Origin of the sequence: Cellulophaga sp. BC115SP, assembly GCF_009905545.1 — a bacterium.
Taxonomy (GTDB): Bacteria; Bacteroidota; Bacteroidia; order Cytophagales; family Spirosomataceae; genus Flectobacillus; species Flectobacillus rivi.
In genome coordinates, this window is record NZ_JAAALB010000050.1 from 1 (window position 1) to 20294 (window position 20294).

Below are 20294 nucleotides of genomic sequence, written 5' to 3' on the forward strand. Positions count from 1 at the left end.
GTGCATTTTCGGGGATTGCTTTTTGATAAAAATGCCTGATAATCAATTGTTTATACTCTAAAAGGGAAGCCTAATTAGAAAAGCAAAATAAAACTAATACGCTCGAAACTGCACAAACTCAAAACGAGAAGTTTTGGTATCTCCAACTTGCTCAGTAATGCGTTCGGTAGTACTAGCAATACATGATATACCTATAAATTTAAGCCTTTGAACCAATCTAAAAGCAAAGGTCATTTCACCCATCAAATGTACCGCAAGCGGATTGAGTTGACGAATTTTTATTTCGTATTCGTCCACAAGTATATCAAGCGAAGCTGAATCTAGGGCAGGTGAAATTTGTGGAAATGGTAGATCTATTACTTCTTTATATAATTCAATAGCATGGTCATATTGTTTGGCAGACCATTGTTTACTAGGGTGATTGGTGAGATTGAGGAGCATAAATAATTTCTTCTGTGTTTTTAATATATGAAAAAAGATTGTCTTTAAACGTTTTACTATCACCAGCATTTTTGAGGTATCCCGCATGCTGAATATCATTTCTACTACTCGTAATCTTTGCAAATAAACTAACAAATTGTGTAATTAACGGATTTGTCATAAGTAGATAAACTCTATCTTTTTCTTTTTTTAGCATAGAGTTCCACTCTGTTTCAGGAGTCTGTTTATGAATTATGTTCAGTATAGAAGAAATAAGTGTTCTTGGTTTTTCTTCATAACAATTGTAAAAACTATCGTTGTAAGTTGTTTTTAATTGGTCGAGTAAATACGTTATAATGCCTTCTTGTAATTGTGTAATACCTTGCTGTATAAGGTTGTGTTTATAACACCATTTGGAGGATTCTAGCCAGACATATTTTGTTTGAATAAGAGGCGTGACTTTATTTTTAATAATTTGGAAAAGGGGTTTCAGAGGTTTGATAAATAAATCTGATGATTCTATTGTTGCGATAATAGTATTTAAATTCGTAGCGTCAAATTCTTTAAGTCCTTTACCTCTATTAGTAAAAATGTTGCCGATTAGTGTATTTAAAATACTCCCCAAACTCTTCAAACTTTTTGATAACTCATCTTTGCCTTGTGTTTGTGCTAATACAGGCTTTATATTTTCATTGGTTAATTCGAAAATACTATCAGCAAAGCCATACTGATTAAAGTTGTTAGCAGCTTGTGTCCAGCGTTGCAATTCTATTAAAGGTAAAAGATTGATAATAGGAGCATTACGCTCTTCAATAGGCATACTAAGTACTTTTGCTTGAACCCCTAATTTTTCAAAAGCACCATAAAATACACCTTTGACTGAAACATTTTTTGTTACCTTCAAAAAATCAATCAGCGTTACTCCAAGCATTGGCAAAAACCTAAAGGCATGAGTTATATCTAAAATCAGTTCATCTCCATTTTCAATAACATTTGATACAGTTTCAAATATCTCCCAAATCTCTTTTTCGGAAAAACCTTCTTTAATTGGTAAAGATTGATATTGAGGATTGTTTGAATCTCCTAAAATATTCTTATAAACTGTTTGTAAACCTATATTGGGTAAGTCGTATTGTTTACTGTTGTTATTCCACTGACCATCATCTAGGTAATTCATTTGATAAGCCAGTGATGTGGTAAATGTAAAAATCACATCATTTTGAGTGAAATCGCTACAAAATAGCTTAATGATAGCTTCCTGTACATACTTTATATTGCTTACCTTTTGCGTAGCATCTTTCTCTATAAAATAGTTACACGGAACATAGTTATTAGTCCCCAAAAACGAAATAAAAACTTTACGTCCCATTTTAAAAGTTGAGTTTAGTTAACTGATTAAAACCATATACCGTTGCGTCACTACGTTTTTGAAATTGGTCTCCTCCGTACACTACATACGAATTGGTAGTAGGATTGATTTTCTTGAGATAATTTAATCCTTTGAAAAAATCTTTCTGGATGGTTTTCCCTGATTTTATCTCGATGGCTTCGAGCTGTACACCATTCTGTACCAATAAGTCTATTTCATGTTGAGCCGAATCTCGCCAAAAATAAAATTGAGGTCTTTTTCCTTGATTCAACGACTTCTTCATTAACTCTGTTATGACCAGATTTTCGAATAGATTCCCTTTAGCAAAGTGTAGGTCTAATTCCTGTGTATTTCTAATACCTAATAAATGAGCCGCCAAGCCTGTATCATAAAAATACACTTTGGGGGTACTGACCAAACGCTTACTAAAGTTCTCGAAATAGGGATTTAATCGAAAAGCCACAAAGGATGTTTCCAAAACCGACATCCAAGCATTAATCGTTTTGTTATCTAAACCCAATTCTACTCCAAGACTATTCTGATTAAACAACTGTCCAATACGTCCAGCCAACAATCGAATAAAACGCTGGAACAAATCAAGGTTCATTATATTCTTTACTTGTCGTACATCTCGTTCGATATAGGTCTGCAAATAACTATCATAAAAATCTTCTGAACTAATATCATTGACCAATTTTCGAGGATAAAAACCTTGTATCAACTGACTTTCCCAATCGGCAGAGAGGTATTGAGTACTTTGCAATTCTTCTATAGCAAAAGGGAGTAAATTAAAAATAGCCACTCGACCAGCTAAGGACTGGGTAATTTTTTCCATCAGCAAAAAGTTTTGAGAACCTGTCAAAATATATTCGCCCATTCGTTGTCGAGCATCTGTATATATCTGCAAATACGAAAACAACTCAGGCACATATTGTACTTCGTCAAGAATAACTCCATTTTGATAGGTTTCCAAAAAACCCACAGGGTCTTGTTGAGCAAAAAGCCTATCAGAAGGATTTTCGAGCGATACATATTGATAATCAGGACGTAACATTCTCGTCAGCGTAGTTTTACCCGACTGCCTAGGCCCAGTAATACTTACGATAGGATATTTTCCTAATAGTTCATTTACTTTATTTGTAATAGTTCGAGCTATCATTTTCTTGTATATTTAGGAATTAAATTCCTAAATATACAAGAAAATAAACTATTTAGAAAGGTCAAACAAGGTTTTATATTCTATCCCATACTCTCTGCACTTTTCGACTATATTTTTACTTAGTAAAGGGTTCGAACTAGTTTCCAAAGGGTATTTTGTTATTAGAATACTTTTTGAAATTAATCCTCCAAAAGTATCTCTACGATTTTTTATTCTATCGATATGTTCTGACTTGACATCTCCAGATTTGCATTCAATAAAAATAAGTTTCCCATTGTCATTTATTAGAATATCGACCTCGTTTTTTTCAGTGCTTTGATTAGATAAATAAGGAAACTTAACACTTAGATAGATATTCTGTGGAGAATATTTCTTCTTCAATTCAGATGCCGTCAAAAGTTCGAACCATCCAGCATTGAAGAAAAAGAAATCTACATCAGCTTCACTTAATGTACTCCTTAAAAAGATTACATCGTTGTGTTTAGCAAGGAACTTCCCATCATCGAAGCTTAACTTGAATGATTTAGTCGATACCAATTCATTTGAAATTATCTTAATAATGCTCTGTTCGTTATTTTTTGAATCTCTGTATTTTCTAAATGGAGTTACTACGTCCTTTAAAAACACTTTCCACGACTCACTTGTATGATGGTATTTTATGAACTTAATTACTTTTTTAAACTTTAATAAAGCATCTTCGAAATTAATTTTAGAAGTAATTTTTTGCCCTTGAAGCTCTATGTATTCCTCTAAAAGAATTTCTGTAGTTACGCTATCTTTCGTCTTTTTATTTAACCAGTGAAGATTTTGATTAGTATCAAAATAGCAAACATTCTCAGCTTGATTGATTTCATGGGCAAAAGCATATAAAGCCAAAGACATAATTTTTGTTCCACCACTGATATTTGAGATAATTTCATCATCAGCATTGATGTTAAGTAAATGAAGCTTTTGTAAGCAACTATCATAGTCAAAACCTCCAACGTCAAAAGATTCAACCTTACAGTTGTAACTATTTTCGATGGTATTAACTAAATTTTGGTTATGTACTTTAGTATCATCTGAATAGAGATGCACCACTTTATCAGGATTGACATATTTGAAAACACGGAAGTTTCCAATGACTTCTTTACCAATCAGCGAGATTAAAATTTTCATCCTATCAATTGTTTATAAAGTTCTTGAGCTTTTTCTTTTCCGAGCCATAGAGAAATAGGAAGTTGCCACGGATTGTCATTAAACGTTCTGTTTTTAAAAGTCTTCCTTGTTTCTTTCTCATCAAAGACTCTTTTTATTGTTTCAATAATAAATTCTTGATAGCCATCAGCTTCATCGTTAAAATCATTTTTCAACATATTTCTTAATTCCTTGAAGCTTTTACAAGATGAAAATGGGTTCTCTCCACTTGAACTAGCTATCTTTTTCTTATTCTCAAGTAATTGACGAGCTGATTTGACTTGAATATGTTGAGTTGGATATTCTGCTAAAATATCTTTATCCTCCTTGATGGTTTTAAATTGATTTGTCCTTGTTGTTAATATAGGATGTCTTAGTATTTCTCCTGAACTTGCCATTGCAAATAGTATTTTGATACGTTCAGAATTTATTTTTTCATATCCTATTAACTCCTCAAAAGATGCTAAATACTCTAAAAACTCACTTTGTAATCCTTTAAGTTGAAGGTCTGATATTTTAATTTTGCCATATCCTAATGGCTTTGCCATACCAATATTATGGAATACTGATTTTTCATTTCCATGAAATGTTAAAGCCGATAATAATGCTCCAATTTCAGTTTTTTTAAGATTGTGAAATCTGATTTTTAAAATAAATTCTGTTCCTTCTGCTAAAGGTTTAAAATGTGTGAAAACGTTTGGATTGTTACGCTGCTCGGCTGTGTATCGTGCTTCAAAAGCTTGATGATTATTGGGGTTTTGTAGAGGGTATCTTTTATAACCGCTCAATGTCGCATCTGAATCTTGATAAGAGTAATGCGTGCCATTTTTTTTAGGCTGTTGGAGATAAAAAGGGAAAAAAGAAGCTTTAGGAGAACCTAAAATTTCTCTCCTTTCAGGCAAAACTGTTGCACTGGTTGCCATTGCGTTAGATATAAAAACCCTTCCTTTTAGACTATTACCATCATCTATATAGCCAAATATTAAATCTGGTAAATTGATAATTTGTTTTATTATATCTTTATACGGTCTAATTGGGTTTAGCTCATGGATGCTGTGTTTAAATGGTAGTTTGTACATGTACGCTAAACCAAAATGTTTGATACTTTCACTTTGGTTATTTACAGGAGTAAAAAAAACAGGTACTTTAGAACCTTTTTCTAACTTTTGTTTCCAGAATTTCCAATCTATAGATATATTTTGAGAATCATGGTCTAAGTAGATAAATTTAAAATCTTTCTTTTGTTGTGGTGTAAGAGGATATATTTTAGGATTCTTGGCATTAAAAAATACAAATTCATTAATTTTACCAGAAGGCGTAGCCCTTTCTTCATTTCTACTTGAAGACTGTCCTGTAAATACAATTGTTCCTTCTGTCCCTTTATCACTTAAACTTGTAATAAGTCTTCCATATTTATTAGGAACTACTGAAAATTTTTGATGTAAACTTGTATCACCAATCTCATCGTACTTAAATTTTGATGACTTGTCACTTGGGTTTTTGCCAAGAAATAAATTTCTAAAAGGTAAATTCAATGGTGCTTTGGCTAATTCCGTATGAGAAATTAATGCAAAATTGTCACATTCTTCAATAACCCAGTTTCCTTCAAAATCTTCAAAAAGCCATCCAGCTTGCACATCCGAGCTTTTGTATGAACGCATATACTCACTATCTCTTGTCAAATCTCTAAAAGCATATCTATCATTATCCACCTGCTTCATTCTCGAAAAGCTCATAATTTCCAGCACATTCCGCAACATTCCTTTGATGGAAGTAGCAGGGATAAAGTAGCGTTTATTTGCTCCTTCGCCAATATGAGAAAACTCGTTTTCTTCTGTATCTTTGGCGTGTCCATTCCTAATAAAAATTGGTGTTTCAGCCGTAATTTTTAAGGAAATTTCTCCACTTTCGCCATCAAAAAATGGAATATCATGACTAACTTGGTTAGCCCATTCTGGTTTATATACTTCGCTTTCCGTAGGAGCGGGTACAAAATTATAGGGTGATTTTACTTCTGTCATTTTCTTAATGTTTTTCGGTTGAAGAATTAAAACCTGTAAAAATGAGTGCTTTCATGGTCATTACTTCCATTTTTTCACAAAATGCGTCTGGTTCTGGAATCCATAATTGTTGAAAGTAAACGTGTTTTACTTTATCTAAGCGGTGAGGTAAATAGGCTTTTTCTTCCAATTTATGTCCAGCAGGTAGTTCTTTTAATTTAAACACTTGAATATGATACTTGCCTGTATGACGAATCATGATAGAAGTTCCTCCATCTTCTGCGTTCCAAAGCAGGGCTTCAATGATAAAGGTATTTTCTTCAAACTGAACAGAGTCAAAGAGTGCTTTATCTAAAATTTGAGGTTCTTTTTTATTTGAAAACCAAACATAGCCTTCGTATGTTAGTTTGGGTATATCTGAAAGATTATCTAGTTTCTTCATAGTCAAATAGGGCTTTTTCGTCATTATTCTTAAATACTTTTCCTGTAAAAATTCCATGTCCTTTGGTTGTCATACCGCCCAAAGGGAGTAAGCCTTTGCATAAGTCTTTTAAAGTTTCTTCAAAAGCTTTTTGAATCGTATCTTCTTGGTTATAATCCAGATAGACAGTGAACTCAAAAGATGTATCTTCCTTTTTAAAATAAGAAACTTTTTCACTAAACAAAGCACCGTCTAATGCTCCGCCTGTAAATCTATCAATGGCTACGTGATTAAAGATTTTATCGTTTTCTACTTCTGTATCAGAATAGTAAAAATCGTTTAATATTACTTTTCCTCTTTGTCCATCCTCTCGTTTTTCATCACCAGCAGCACCGCCAAAAAGTTCAAAAACAGCATCATTGGCAGTACCAGTATAGCATTTTACGTTAAGGTCTCTTAATTGCTTATTTTCTGGACTCAATAATTTATCTGCCCATTTTTCAGTCAATCTATTATAATGAAAAGCCGTTCTATGCGACAAAGCTCCTTTGATAGATGAAGCAGGAATAAGGGTTCGTTCATCAAACTTGATAGTACCATTTTCATACTCAGCAATTTCTTCAGTGACAGGCTTGTTGTCAGCTTCATCGTCGCCAAAACCTTCACTAAAAATAAAGAATTTGTCGGGCTTTAAGATTAGCTTATATTCTGTCAAATTTGAGTCATTACTTTTTCTGTCTTTTGGCGTAAATCCTTCATTTTTATGATTAAATGAAGGATTAAAATTAAGATAGTCATTAAAATCTTTTGAATCTTTTGACTTTTCTAAATCATACACTCGTTGCTCAAGGCTATGAATGTTGAGTTTGCCATAACCATTTCTTGTGCCTTGTCCAATTCTAAAGAGTGGACTTGAAAAGTTAGCTAAAATATCATCCCAATGTTTTTTATCTTCATTTTTGCCTTTGAGTTCCAATTCAAAAATAAAGCGTGTGCCTTTATAGACTATTTCATTGTCGAAAAGCCCTTTATCTTTGGTATCAGCTACACCTCTATCATTAATTCTTACGTGCTGGCGTGATGGCAAGTTGGTATATTTGTCAAGTATATTTTCTGGAATATTTGCCGTTAATCCTTCTGCTACCTCATTTTCATTGATGAGCATATAAGCCGAACTGATTTTTAGGCGTGAGCCTAAGCCTGTATTGCCCTTTTGATAGCCAAATATTTCTTTCCAAATAGTACTATTTTCAGGGTCATTATCTTCCAGTGCGTGACGTAAAACACCAGTTAAAGAAGTTCCCTGAATCATAGGCAAGCCATGAATATCTTTCTGAACTAAAGCATCTTTCAAAAGAGAGGCTTCGCCAGAACCAACAAATAAGCCCGTTTCTGCTTCTAAAACAATACGAGCAATATATCTATGTGTAAAAGCCATCTTATTTTTTATTTTTTAGTTTCTGTGCTTCTTTTGCCATTTCAGCGGCGTATTTGGCAAAAAATATAGTACCATGTTGTTTGTTATCATCAAAGATTGCTTGAAACTTCTGAGTTCGTCCTCCTTTGCTCCAATACCTCTCAAGAGCAACCCCATGAGAGATAAAATCTTTAAAGATTTGCTTTTCTAATTCTACAATATCTTTTGTATTTTCTGCATAGGCACGAATACCACCCCATTGACTTGGTGTAATCTTCATAAGTTCTTTTGAAGATTCAAGATTTAATGCTTTATGGATAGCCTTAGAAATAGCTAAATCTTTATCTTTTTGTTTTTTTAGTCCGTTTAAAAACTTACCTAAATCGCTTGTAGGTTCTGGCTCTTTAGATGCTGGTTGTGTACTTTCTTCTTTATCATCAGAATTATTATGTTCTTTGAATAGGTCAAACGTCCAGTCCCCATCACTTTCATTACCTTTCAAAAATGCAGGATTATAAATCACTCGCCCTAAACCTTCGGGTTGGTATTCGCCAACGCTGTTTATTTTGTCTTCTGGTGCAACTGCATCTTTTACATAGAAAACAGAACCTTTCAAAATACAATCCCTTTGGGTATTGGGTGTATTTCTAATACCATTCCACGGCGAATAAGCATAAGTACGGATTTGAGATTTTTTCCAACAGATTTCACCACCACTGAGTCCTAAATCTTTAGGCTTAGGTTGAAAAGTCGTTTGTCCAAATTCATTGAAAAAGCAAAGGTTACTTTCAGCATAAACGATGGTATAATTTTGTGGCGTTTCGATAGTTTTGATAAGCGTTGGATTCGCAATTGGCTGAATATCAACCTGTCCATATTGAGCCGTTTTAGATTTACCAATGCGTTTGTTGCCTATAAGAAACTTTTCTACAATTTCTTGATATTCAGCATTTTCATAACGTATCGAAAAAACATATACTTGACCAGCCTTTAAAGATTCAAAGCCAAACATTGCACCATCTTTTGAGCGTCTTTCTTCTCTTTCCTGAGCAGATTTTAAAACAAAGTTCTTTTTTGGGCTTTCCAAGATGTGACCAGATGAAGTTAAATAACCGCTTCTTTCTTGCTTTAACTGAATACCTTTTTCTCTGAAATTATCAAAATGGTGTTTGTCCAATAAATGATGAACCCATGTTTTTGTTTTGTCTAACTTATCTTTGAATAGTGAAAAAGGCATGGCATAACTAACCTCTGCCCCATCCAAAGAAATATGTGCATCACCAAAGGATACATCTCCAGTGTGTAAGATTTTATATGCTTTTTCTTTATGATTTATATATATATCATTAGCCACAATCCCCAAGAAATTACTTCCTGCGATATAGTCTAAAGTCGTCATATTTCCCTCGGTCGCCATCTTGTTGTTCAAAACAACATCACTCAGAAGGGTACATTTATAATATTGTTCTGTCATGGTCTAATTCGATTTAGAAGTGATTTCAAACTTACATCTACCTAATCCTCGGTTGCGGTTTACACCTACATGCCTAACCCACTTGAGGGCTTTTTCCAGTAACTCTATCTGGTCTTCATCACGAATTCCTGAAATAGTACCCTCTAAGGTAATGGGAATACAAACCTCCATTACTCTTAAAGAATTCTCTTTTGCCGTGCCATTCTGCCCAATTTGCGTTGAAGCAATGTTGCGATATAGGAAGTTACTGAGTTCAGAAACAATGTCTTCTCTTTCTTCTTTTGAAAGAGTGGCATTAGAGAAAAAAGCTTTTTTATCATTGTTATCATAGGCTTCAATCCCAAAGATGACGTTTATATCATCCTTAGTACATTGGTTGACTTCTGCCATATCTTCCAAAGCCTCTTTTAATAAGCCCTTTATAGTCTTACCAGCAATGTAGGGTAAATTACGGTCATCTTTGATAACCGTTGCATCAGCTTCAGCACCGCCCGATAAACCCGAACCGCAATGCCAATCGCTTAAAAATGTTATTTTGTAGGTCAGTTCCATAGTTTAGTATTTTAAGGAATGAAGTTGGATTACGTCGTAGATGATGGTTTTATACTCAAGTAAAGGCTTTTTATTTTGCTCTTTATTTTTCGCTATTTGTTCTTGAGTGTATATGATTTCTTCAAGAGTATTTGCCAAATTCAAACGTTTATACAGACTTTCAACACCTCTACTTTTTTCCGTTTGTTCCATTCTTGTCATCATAAAATCCGCAGTAGATTTATCTTTATACAATTCTGAAATCCATTGGCGAAGTTTAGATACACACTTTGATTTGTCATTTTCAGGGGCTGCTTCTTTTGCTAACTCCTTTAACTTTTCATCAAGCATTTCTACATTTGGTTCGCCTTTATCAGGGTGAATTAAATACGGACCATAATCAAAGCTTACATTTGAAATTTTAGCCGTAAGTGTTTTTTCTGTCATATCTTCCAAACTCTCAATAAATGAGGATTGGACTTTGTAGAAAGAAATACTTGAAGGAGGAATGTTAATATTCTCATTATCAGCATATTTCTTAAACTTGTCTTCCTTTGAAAACTTCTTAGCTTTACCCGTAAGTAAGTCCGCTAAATGTACGCCATAATGAAAAGGATATTTTTCTTTGATATAGGCAATACCTGCACAGGCAGTAATGCCATTTTCAAAGCCTTCAACTTGGTAATCATTCTTTAAAAACTTAAACTGTGTTTTAGTTTCATTTTCAAATGCTTCTAAAAACTTAATCGTAAAATCTAAAGCTAAATCTGCGCGAATAATGACAGTGAGGTCATCCCCTCCAAGTATTACAGGACGGATGGGATAAATAAGTGTTTTATTCTTGTCCTCTTCTCCTAAATTTTTACGCAGTTTGTCCATATCAGCATTGATAACTTTATCAAACGCATCTTGAGCAGCATTTTTAGTAGCAAAATCAAGGTTTTTAGAGAAAGTAGCAAATGCTTTTTGTACCTCTTCTTTTGTCTTCCCTTGTAACTTTTCACTAAGTTTCTGTAAAAGAATTCCCAAAGCATTTCCATCTGCATGAATAACTGCTAACCATGCGTTTTTCCCACTTTCTGCAATCTTTTCTACATCGTGAGCAACTTCGTATTTAGATACATTTTTGTTAGATATTTTAAAAAACAAGTTTTCTTTTTGTTGGTCATCTTTATACTGATAGTCAGGGTCAGACTTTCGACGCTTTTTATGAGTTGCTTCACAAATCTCTTCAATTCCCCCTTTGCGTTTATATCTTTCAATATAAGCCACACCACCAGCCCTTCTATCTCGTTTTAAACCCATAAAGCCTGTTTCAACAGGCATTGAAGCCTTGTTTCTTTGTGCTTTTAGTTTTGTTTCTAATTCATTAATTGCATCTGGTAAGTTTTCAGAACACTTCACTACTGCCTGAGAAATTGTAATACCAGGAGCTAAGTTGGCAATATGCTTAGGGAAATCTCTAACCACTTTTTTACAATCTTCATCAGATTGAAACAGATACTTAATATTGCCTGCTGCTTTAATTATTGTGTCATCAGAGGAAAGTTGTATTCCTTGCTTTTCACAAAAATCGTCAAACTCGTTGGTGCAAATCTGTTCAACCAACTCACTTGCACCAACAATTTCCTTGAGTTTGTTTGTTTGAAAAATAAAGCCCTGTATGCCTTGCACACTGGCTCCGTAGAGGTATGCCATAATATTTTATAGATTTTAATGTATAACTTCTGCTATTTCCTCTCCCTAACCACCGTTCCAAAACCCAAACTAATTCCTTTTCCAATCCCTAAGTAGTCTGGTAAGAAAACATTTGTTTTGAAATTGATGTCGAAGGCTAGGAGGCGTTGTTCTTTGTAGGGGACAGTTCGGGTGCTTACTATGCTGTCTATACGCACCTTGACTTCTTTGTCGATAAACCATTTGATTCCTTTGGCAAAGGAGAGGATATTGCCGACCAAAACTTTTTCTAAAAAGGTAATTCGATCAATATCATTGCTGAGTTGATTATACTTTTTGTGGTTCTCTTGATTGATGGCTAACCAGTTTTTGAGTCTATAATCAAAGGTGTTTTCCCAAACTTGCATCTGATATTGTTGCATCGAGATGCTTTTTACAGCTAATGAAACCTCTCTATCAGAGATAGTGACTTTGCTACGGTTTTTCTCAAAAAAATGATGAACCTCATCAACGCCATAGTCGACACAGATAAGAGAAGGGGAACCTCCAATCATTTTGTATTGGATTACAGGATAGCCATACAAATAACCATCGCCAAGATGATTATGAAAATGGATATTTTCGCGACCAGCACATTTGATAACAGCTCCACGGAAGGCAGGTAATTCGAACGGTTTAATAGAGGCTTCGAATTGTATTTTTAGGTATCGAATTTTCAAACTCATATTGGATAGGTTGTGATTGGGCGGTGAGTTAATAATGCAAGTGCATCTCGCAATGTTTAAGATTTATTTGTGATCCACAAATATTGAATCAGGATTTTTTTAAAATCTTATTAAACGGTTATTGGCAAACTTCATTCCATTTCGTGCTACAAGATTATTTCTTAACCTTTGTCAATTTTTACAAAGAAACAAAAGTGTAGTGTAAGGTAATTACACTAGGCTAAAATAGCCTCTCAGATACCTTTTACTTAAAATTAAATATTAAAATAAACTTTGATATATGGTACAAGTATAATTTCCATGATTTGTTAAAGTAAATACAGCCTGAAAATCGTAGGTTATTTGTACCAGAAAAGGAGGGAATTAATAACGAAAAAGTAATTATCACAGCCCCTTATGACGGATGATAGATGAGATTGATAGTGGAAAATTACAGAGTATTTAAACGCTGATTTATACTATAGAAAAAGCTGACCTGAAAATGGTCAGCTTTTTCTATAGACAATAATGAATTTGAATGTTAAGCTATTACTTCTTCTGCATAAACAACACCTTCGTAGCAAGCATTATATATTGCTTTTAACTCATCTAATGACGGAACTCTTGGATTGAAACCTGTGCAAGGATCTACCAATGCGTTGTTAGCAATATAGTCTAAGTTTCTCTCCCAGTCTTCTTTTGAAATGCCGAAATCTTTGATAGCAGATTGATTATTTACATCTGAACGTAGAGTTTCAATTGCCTGAGCCAAATCTTCCGCAGTTTCTTTGCCCAAAACTCTTGCTAATGCTGGGTAACGGTCTGTGGCAAATGCGTTATAACGAATTACATTTGGAAGGAAAATCGCATTAGATGCCCCGTGAGGAATACCATACAAAGCACCTACTTGGTGAGATAATGAGTGAACAATTCCTAACCATGCATTATTGAAAGCCAAACCTGCCATAAATGAGGCATCATGCATATTTTGACGAGCCGTAATGTTATCAGGATTTACAACTGCTTCTTTCAAGTTGTCGAAAACAATCTCTAATCCCCCTTTCGAAAGTGCATCTGCAATATTGTTATCGATGTTAGAAACAAACGCTTCTACACAGTGTGTTAGAGCATCAAGCCCAGTGTTAGAAGTAACGTGAGCTGGCATTGATGCACAGATTTCACCGTCAACAATCGCGATATCAGGAGTCAATTCGTAGGAAACGATTGGATATTTTACACCTTTTTCTCTGTCAGTAATTACAGCAAGTCCTGTCGTTTCTGTTCCAGTTCCGCTTGTAGAGGGGATGGCAATGAATTTTGCCTTGTTTCTAAGAACGGGTACCGTGAAAGGCTTAGTCATTGCGTCGAAGTCAGCATTCGGATATTCATAAAACACCCACATGATTTTTGCAGCATCGATTGCCGAACATCCCCCCAAACCAATAATCCAATCTGGTTGGAATGCTGCCATAATATCAGCACCTTTAAAGCAAGTTGCAGAAGATGGATCTTCTTCTACTCCTTCAAATACTTGCGTTTGAATGCCTGCTTCAGCCAGGTACTCAATTGCTTTGTCTAATGTTCCACTCTTTCTCATAGAGCTTCCACCAGTTACTATTACGGCTTTAGAGCCTTTAATGCTTTTTAATTCTCCGAGAGTTCCAGCACCGTGAAAAACTTCACCTGCGATAAATAATTTGCTCATTTTTTTCTGATTTTTTGATGAGACAAAATTACTTAGACGTGAGAGTAACAATGTTATACAAACAAGACTATGCGTTATACATTTGCGCCAGTTCCTGCTGAAGTTCAGTTGGTGTTTCTTTTAATTTTGCTTTTACGAATTTATTAAGTGCAGAAGGGGAGTTAAAACCTAAATCAAAGGCAATTTCTTTATGGGTTAGATCTGAAAAAATCAATTGTCGCTTAATTTCAATTAAAATTCTCTTATGAATTGCCTGAATTGCTGTTTCACCACAATGTTTTTTGGTAATGGCATTCAACTTTTTAGGAGTAATTGCTAGCTCTTCAGAATAGTATTGTACAGTTCTATGTTGTTTATAATGCTCATTTAAGAGCTTTTTAAATCTTACATAGATGGGCTTATCTACAGTTTCATGCTGTAAAATAGGGTGCAAGCCATGAACTGACTCAATCAATCCAAGTAGAAAAATTTTAATATGGAATCTAGCTTGTTCTTTTTTAATTAGACTTGGTTTTTCGTAAATACTTTTAATAAGCTTTACCAAATGAAGACTTTGTTCAAAATCTTCTTTGGGTAAAAAAGTACAATTAAGCTGAGTCGAAAGATTCACATTATAGGTACTTAATTCATTTTTAAGAATATCTGAACAGAATAATATTTCTTCGAAAAGGATGATTTTTCCTTTTAAATCACTACTTAGATCTGAAATAAAATGAACCTGATCAGGGAAAACAACGGCTATTTTTCCTGCTTTTAGGTAATGTAATTTCTCTTCAATATGTAGCTGCAATGTTCCAGTCTCGATAACCAAAATAATAAAGTGATCTTTTTTATGAGGTTCCAAATATGTTTGCTGTGTACATTCAACTAAATCAAAAACTCTGAATGATAAATTTCTATCTTCAGGTTTCAGAATATATTTCTTTATTTCTAACTTATTCATTTCTATTATTTATCCTGTGAAATATCACTTCAATCCTTAAGAATACAAAAGTAATTAGTATTAAAGATTTGATTATAGAAGGTCTAAACGTTACTAAGAAAATCTTTGAATGCTGTACTCAAGATCTCCAACCCTCACCCGAACAACTTTCAGGAACAAGCTATATTGATTCTTATAAAATGCTTCCGCTGTTGATATGGATATTGTACTTTTCGAAAAGTTCGTCAGTAATTTCTTCAGTATCTTTTTTAATGATGGAGCAATCAACCCATATTAAGATAAGTTACTTTCAATTTTATGACTTCTAAATCTGGCAAATATTATTGAAAATAATCATTCAAAACATGTAATTTTCATAAAGATAAACTTTCAGTTATTCTAGCCATTCTTCGCCTTCATTATAAGCTAAAATTCTCGCTTCTATTGCAAAAGGGTATATTTCGCAGACTTCTTTATAATATAAGTGACCGATTTTGTAAAAACTTATCGCAGATTGATATAAAAGGAATATGTTTATTTCCTGAATAGACAAGGTCACAGTGAATCTCATTGGAGATTATTACAACGTTGCTTTTAAACATCTTTCACTAATTTGTCGCAATTAGTCTTCCACTCACACCACTGGATTATGCAGGCTGCCAAGCAAAAGAAGTTTGTTTAGCTTTGAGCTTTTTTTCTAAATCTGAATAATCATACTCGACAAGTACCAGAAAATGAGATTCGCTTTAAAAGTAATTTGTTGATAAGGGTTTTAGCGGATACAGATACAACCCAATCTTGACCACCTTCTACAAATAGACGGTTGCAAATAGTTTTGCTTACCGCAATGTGTATGACCATTCTTTTTATTGTTGTACTACCATAATTACTACAGTTTATATTACCTTTTTTATAACAAAAAAAATAAAGCATTACATTTACAGGACTACCAAGGTTTTTAATAGGGCTAGATAATATGAAAACAAAAAGCTAGGCTTCAATATTTGCAACTAATTGAAGCTTAGCTAGAAAAGTACTTACTCTAACTTAAAGTGCTAGTCTTATTCCCATAAACTGCCAACGGTGTTGTGGCTGAAAGAAATTTCGGTACGTATTTCTTGAATGTCCTTCTGGAGTTGCTACCGAACCACCTCTCAAAACCATTTGATTAACCATAAATTTACCGTTATACTCTCCGATAGCACCTGCTGCTTTCTGAAAGCCTGGATAAGGTAAATAGGCACTATTTGTCCATTCCCAACGTTGGCCCCACTGAAAATGTGCGGATGCTACTTCCCATTCTGCTTCGGTAGGTAGTCGCATTCCTTTCCAAGCTGCAAAAGCGGATGCTTCATAGAAGTTTACATGACAAACCGCTTGGTTAAGCCTGATTTCTTGTAAACCATCTAAGCTATACGTAAACCATTTGTCATCAATTAAATACCAATATAAAGGAGCTTTCGCTTTATTTTTATTTACCCATTCCCAACCGTCAGCGTGCCAATATTGAAATTTTTCGTAGCCTCCATCTTTTATAAATTCAAGGTAGTCTGCATTGGTTACTAAACGCTGTTGTATTTTATACGATTGAAGATACACTTTGTGTCGATTTAGTTCATTATCAAAACAAAAATCATCCCCCTCAAATCCAATTTTGTAAACGCCTTCTGGAATCGACAAAAAGCTTTCATTCTCATTGATTTCTTGTTCTTCCAATCGAATATCAATCGAAGGAAAAAGGGGATTATGCCCCAGAATGTATTTAATGTCTGTTAAAAGTAATTCTTGATGTTGTTGCTCGTGGTTTAAGCCTAAAATAAAAAGGTCTTGTAATTCCTTCTCGATAGTTGTGCTGGCTAAAAAATCTACCATCGCAGCATCTACGTATTTTCGATAAACGTAAATATCTTCTACTGACGGGCGGCTTAAATTTCCTCTATCAGTACGGATTAATCTTGCTCCAACGGTTTCGTAATAACTGTTGAAAACAAAGTTGTAATTTGGGTCAAATACTCTATAGTTTGTACAATTGGGCTGTAAAATAAAGGTTTCAAAAAACCAAGTAGTATGTCCTAAATGCCACTTGGGTGGGCTTACATCTACGATGGGTTGCACCACGTAATCTTCGGTTTTGAGTGATACACAAATATCAACTGAATGTTGTCTGACCGAAATGTATTGCTTGAGTAAATCCATGTTAAAATCTGTTTAGAATTAGGCTACTTCCCAAATGGCATCTACAAAGTAGTTATGCGTATCAAAACAATTTAAAATAGGTTTAAACCCACTTTCAAATGCCATTTTTTCAATTTCAGTCAAAGCATATTTTTGAGAAACCTCCATAAAAATACTTTCACTTTGGGTAAATGAAATGGTTTCTGAACCAATTGTTACTTCCTGCTTGCAAAGACTTACTAAGTAACTTTTGCAAGCACCCGTTTCGGGGTCATAAGTTTGATAATGCTCAAAATTAGCTATGTTAAAATTCCCTTTGAGTTCCTGATTGATTCGGACAAGTAGATTCAAATTAAATTGACTTGTAAAACCTTCGTTATCATTATAGGCTTTTAAAATGGTAGCAGGGTTTTTCTTTAAATCAAATCCAATTATAATTCTATCTCCTTTTGTAAGATTTTGGGAAAGCTTTCTACAGAAATTAAGGGATTCTTTGGGACTCATATTTCCAATGTTTGCCCCTAAAAACAGTATAACTTTACGGTTTGATGACAGTTCACAAGCTTTTTGCAAGGCTTCAAAATAATCTCCTTGAATCGGGCATACCGATAAATTAGGCAATGAGGCAAAAAGATTATTTTCAAGAATATCAAGAATATAGCCCGAAATGTCAATAGGTAAATACCGAAAATCTGTGTTTTGCTCTTTCAGGTATTTTAGTAGATGAAACGTTTTGGTAGCATCGCCAGCACCCAATTCGATTAAATCAAAGGCAGATGCGTTGGCACGAATACCATCAGCTAATTGAGCAGATGAATTTTGAAAAATATCCATTTCGGCTCTCGTAAGATAATAATCCTTGCAGTTCATTATCTTTTGAAACAAAATATCGCCATGCTCATTATAAAAGTATTTAGACGATAAATGCTTTTGTGGAGCTTTTAAACCATTGACTACATCTTTATAAAACTGACTTGATGTTTCCTCTGAGTCCATCAAATCTATACTTTCTAATTCTTTTAACGTATCCATTGATAGCTATTTATGTTCTGTAATCATTACAATTTTACCAGAAGCCTTATTACTCTCCATAAATTGATGGGCCACTACAATTTCAGTAAATGGAAAAACGGTATGATTGATCATTTGTAATGTATGATTCTCAATATCTAAAATAAATGCCTGAAAAGCATCTGAACTAACTCTAACTGCTCCGCTATCATAAGTCGTGAGTGAAACTGTCGGAGGAATTACCTCCATTGGTGCAAAGTTTTGAAACGACCATTGTTCTGATAGCATTCCTGTCATACACGCAATTCCGCCTCGTTTTACACACAATAAAGTATCGGGTAAGGTATTGACTCCGACCAATTCGAGTGCTTTATCAACACCTTCAGGGATTATGTCTTTCATGGTTTCATGAATTAAACCATTATCAATCAAAACCTTATTGGCTCCATTTGATAAAAGCGATTGCTCTTTATTCTTATCTCTTGTGGTGGAAATAACGCTTACACCAAACTTACTTGCCATTTGGGTCGCCAATAGTCCAATAGAAGATGAACCACCTCTAATTAAAAGCGATTCGCCTTTTTGTATTTTCAGTGCAAGGTGCAACGAACCGTAAACTGTTTGAAACATTTCGGGTAAAGCACCTAAAATTGACCACGAAAGTTTACTATCAAAGGGCATTAAAATACTTTTAGGAAATACGCCATATTCGGCATAACTACCATCAAAATCTCGTCCCATACCTCCCATGAAAGCAGCTACTTTTTGCCCATTTTTTAGCTCTCCAGAAGGGTCTTCTATTACTTCACCAACACATTCAATGCCCAATATCCTTGGAAATTTTACGTTTGGGGAGTAGCCTTTGCGGGTCATTAATTCCGAGCGATTGAGTCCAAAAGCTTTGATTTTGACCAGCACTTCACCATTTTGGGGGTTTGGCATAGGTCGTTCTTCGATAATTAAATTCTCAGAACTACCCGATTCATAGATAACGATAGCTTTCATGATACGTATTTTATCAATTACCAAATGGTGATATTTACTTCATAAACAAGCCTGCACCCAGATTTGACCCTAAAGTACCTGCCTTGATATGTAAAAAGTATTTACTCGTTTGATCTTCAATTACTTCCAATCTTCCTTTTTTCTTCAAAATGACATTTTTACCCAGTTTGAGTTTGTCGTCAGATGCTTTTTCACCAAATCCTTGTGGCCCACCGCCTTTATTTACAAAAGAATTATAGCCCACAATAACAGAGTTTTCAATAGAAAAAGAGTCTTTTTCATCTTTATTCAACATCCATAATACATTGGCATTACTGATTACATTGTTGTAAAACTTGAAATCAGGCGTAGCCGACCAAGTCCAAACAATACCGCCATAGCTATCAATGACTAAATTATGGTGCATAGATGAATTGGTAGCAGGGCTATTCCATAATACAAGGGCATCTTTCACTCCGTAAAATACACAGTGGTCAATTTCTTGTTCTTTTCCATTTGCCAAAATCCCCAAATGGTTAGGTAAAGCGTATTTGTTGCCCAAGAATAAACATTGCGTAACTCTGAAATCTTCTAAATTTTTCCCTTCCCACATAATAGGATAGTTTCTAACCAAAACCCCTTTCGATGGATTTTCGTGGACAGGCTCTCCCAGAATTCGTAATCCTTGAATGGTGACATGGCTATTTTGAATCATGATACCAAAATTCTGACCGCCAGTAAGTTCACCTTTGTCGTTTTTCTCTACAGAAAAAGGCATTGTTGAAATCATAATTGGCATTTCTGCTGGAGTCCAATTAGCATCATCAGGTAAGACTTCAGCACGAATCGTTAAGCGATTAGTTTTTGTAAACTTCCATTTTTTAGGGTTAAAATCTGCCGTTTCGCTCATACCATAAACACCTGCTGCAAGAAAAACGCTTATTGCCCCTTCACCTTCGGCAGTGTTCACTCGTTTAGCGGCTTCGCTCAATGATTTTAAAGGGTTTTCTTTTGTACCCTTGTTGGAATCACTCCCTATATTGGGATTTATAAAAATTTTATTTTCAATCACTTGCCCAAAGCTTTGAAGGCTAAGTATTGTAAATAATGCTACTAAGTAAACTATACTTTTTCTCATCTTGATTTTTT

17 protein-coding genes are annotated in these 20294 nt (G+C 34.4%); all 17 read right to left on the reverse strand.

Annotated features, from left to right (window positions below; translation table 11 throughout):
• Positions 1-93 precede the first annotated feature (93 nt).
• Positions 94-441 carry a CRISPR-associated protein gene (locus GVN22_RS23115; protein ID WP_166553383.1) on the reverse strand — a complete coding sequence of 116 codons (348 nt, stop codon included), beginning with the start codon at positions 439-441 and terminating at the stop codon, positions 94-96.
• A complete protein-coding gene (gene csx2, locus GVN22_RS23120) occupies positions 413-1789 on the reverse strand; it encodes a TIGR02221 family CRISPR-associated protein (protein WP_166553384.1) in 1377 nt (458 codons plus the stop codon). Before csx2 ends, GVN22_RS23115 begins: the two co-directional genes overlap by 29 nt.
• 1 nt (position 1790) lies before the next feature.
• Positions 1791-2948 (reverse strand): ATP-binding protein, encoded by a 1158-nt coding sequence (locus tag GVN22_RS23125; RefSeq protein ID WP_166553385.1) that lies wholly within the window; start codon positions 2946-2948, stop codon positions 1791-1793.
• A 48-nt stretch (positions 2949-2996) separates the two neighbouring features.
• A complete protein-coding gene (locus tag GVN22_RS23130; protein ID WP_166553386.1) occupies positions 2997-4106 on the reverse strand; it encodes a Card1-like endonuclease domain-containing protein in 1110 nt (369 codons plus the stop codon).
• Positions 4103-6145, reverse strand: coding sequence for a TIGR03986 family CRISPR-associated RAMP protein (locus tag GVN22_RS23135; protein WP_166553387.1), 2043 nt, complete (start codon positions 6143-6145; stop codon positions 4103-4105). Before GVN22_RS23135 ends, GVN22_RS23130 begins: the two co-directional genes overlap by 4 nt.
• 4 nt (positions 6146-6149) lie before the next feature.
• On the reverse strand, positions 6150-6566 hold the full coding sequence (locus tag GVN22_RS23140) for a TIGR04423 family type III CRISPR-associated protein (protein ID WP_166553388.1): 417 nt from the start codon (positions 6564-6566) through the stop codon (positions 6150-6152).
• A complete protein-coding gene (locus tag GVN22_RS23145; RefSeq protein WP_166553389.1) occupies positions 6550-7983 on the reverse strand; it encodes an RAMP superfamily CRISPR-associated protein in 1434 nt (477 codons plus the stop codon). The genes GVN22_RS23140 and GVN22_RS23145 overlap by 17 nt, the downstream gene beginning before the upstream one ends.
• Before the next feature lies 1 nt (position 7984).
• Entirely contained in the window at positions 7985-9436 is a 1452-nt protein-coding gene (locus tag GVN22_RS23150; protein WP_166553390.1) for a hypothetical protein, read from the reverse strand.
• A gap of 3 nt (positions 9437-9439) precedes the next feature.
• Positions 9440-9988 (reverse strand): RAMP superfamily CRISPR-associated protein, encoded by a 549-nt coding sequence (locus GVN22_RS23155; protein WP_166553391.1) that lies wholly within the window; start codon positions 9986-9988, stop codon positions 9440-9442.
• Positions 9989-9991: 3 nt separating this feature from the next.
• Positions 9992-11665, reverse strand: coding sequence for a hypothetical protein (locus GVN22_RS23160; RefSeq protein WP_166553392.1), 1674 nt, complete (start codon positions 11663-11665; stop codon positions 9992-9994).
• Positions 11666-11697: 32 nt separating this feature from the next.
• Entirely contained in the window at positions 11698-12369 is a 672-nt protein-coding gene (locus tag GVN22_RS23165) for a CRISPR-associated endonuclease Cas6 (RefSeq protein WP_166553393.1), read from the reverse strand.
• 520 nt (positions 12370-12889) lie between these two features.
• Positions 12890-14053, reverse strand: coding sequence for an iron-containing alcohol dehydrogenase (locus tag GVN22_RS23170; RefSeq protein ID WP_166553394.1), 1164 nt, complete (start codon positions 14051-14053; stop codon positions 12890-12892).
• Positions 14054-14120: 67 nt separating this feature from the next.
• Positions 14121-14996, reverse strand: coding sequence for a helix-turn-helix transcriptional regulator (locus GVN22_RS23175; protein WP_205691014.1), 876 nt, complete (start codon positions 14994-14996; stop codon positions 14121-14123).
• A gap of 1026 nt (positions 14997-16022) precedes the next feature.
• Positions 16023-17171, reverse strand: coding sequence for an ergothioneine biosynthesis protein EgtB (gene egtB / locus GVN22_RS23180; protein WP_166553395.1), 1149 nt, complete (start codon positions 17169-17171; stop codon positions 16023-16025).
• A gap of 18 nt (positions 17172-17189) precedes the next feature.
• A complete protein-coding gene (locus GVN22_RS23185; RefSeq protein ID WP_166553396.1) occupies positions 17190-18182 on the reverse strand; it encodes an L-histidine N(alpha)-methyltransferase in 993 nt (330 codons plus the stop codon).
• A gap of 6 nt (positions 18183-18188) precedes the next feature.
• Positions 18189-19166 (reverse strand): zinc-binding alcohol dehydrogenase family protein, encoded by a 978-nt coding sequence (locus GVN22_RS23190; RefSeq protein WP_166553397.1) that lies wholly within the window; start codon positions 19164-19166, stop codon positions 18189-18191.
• 34 nt (positions 19167-19200) lie between these two features.
• Positions 19201-20283, reverse strand: a complete 1083-nt coding sequence (locus tag GVN22_RS23195; RefSeq protein WP_166553398.1) for a right-handed parallel beta-helix repeat-containing protein — start codon at positions 20281-20283, stop codon at positions 19201-19203.
• Positions 20284-20294 lie beyond the last annotated feature (11 nt).

Bases quoted from the DNA above. Each gene is read 5' to 3' on its own strand.
- GVN22_RS23115 (WP_166553383.1), bottom strand. From the start codon at position 441: ATGCTCCTCAATCTCACCAATCACCCTAGTAAACAATGGTCTGCCAAA.
- csx2 (WP_166553384.1), bottom strand. From the start codon at position 1,789: ATGGGACGTAAAGTTTTTATTTCGTTTTTGGGGACTAATAACTATGTT.
- GVN22_RS23125 (WP_166553385.1), bottom strand. From the start codon at position 2,948: ATGATAGCTCGAACTATTACAAATAAAGTAAATGAACTATTAGGAAAA.
- GVN22_RS23130 (WP_166553386.1), bottom strand. From the start codon at position 4,106: ATGAAAATTTTAATCTCGCTGATTGGTAAAGAAGTCATTGGAAACTTC.
- GVN22_RS23135 (WP_166553387.1), bottom strand. From the start codon at position 6,145: ATGACAGAAGTAAAATCACCCTATAATTTTGTACCCGCTCCTACGGAA.
- GVN22_RS23140 (WP_166553388.1), bottom strand. From the start codon at position 6,566: ATGAAGAAACTAGATAATCTTTCAGATATACCCAAACTAACATACGAA.
- GVN22_RS23145 (WP_166553389.1), bottom strand. From the start codon at position 7,983: ATGGCTTTTACACATAGATATATTGCTCGTATTGTTTTAGAAGCAGAA.
- GVN22_RS23150 (WP_166553390.1), bottom strand. From the start codon at position 9,436: ATGACAGAACAATATTATAAATGTACCCTTCTGAGTGATGTTGTTTTG.
- GVN22_RS23155 (WP_166553391.1), bottom strand. From the start codon at position 9,988: ATGGAACTGACCTACAAAATAACATTTTTAAGCGATTGGCATTGCGGT.
- GVN22_RS23160 (WP_166553392.1), bottom strand. From the start codon at position 11,665: ATGGCATACCTCTACGGAGCCAGTGTGCAAGGCATACAGGGCTTTATT.
- GVN22_RS23165 (WP_166553393.1), bottom strand. From the start codon at position 12,369: ATGAGTTTGAAAATTCGATACCTAAAAATACAATTCGAAGCCTCTATT.
- GVN22_RS23170 (WP_166553394.1), bottom strand. From the start codon at position 14,053: ATGAGCAAATTATTTATCGCAGGTGAAGTTTTTCACGGTGCTGGAACT.
- GVN22_RS23175 (WP_205691014.1), bottom strand. From the start codon at position 14,996: ATGAATAAGTTAGAAATAAAGAAATATATTCTGAAACCTGAAGATAGA.
- egtB (WP_166553395.1), bottom strand. From the start codon at position 17,171: ATGGATTTACTCAAGCAATACATTTCGGTCAGACAACATTCAGTTGAT.
- GVN22_RS23185 (WP_166553396.1), bottom strand. From the start codon at position 18,182: ATGGATACGTTAAAAGAATTAGAAAGTATAGATTTGATGGACTCAGAG.
- GVN22_RS23190 (WP_166553397.1), bottom strand. From the start codon at position 19,166: ATGAAAGCTATCGTTATCTATGAATCGGGTAGTTCTGAGAATTTAATT.
- GVN22_RS23195 (WP_166553398.1), bottom strand. From the start codon at position 20,283: ATGAGAAAAAGTATAGTTTACTTAGTAGCATTATTTACAATACTTAGC.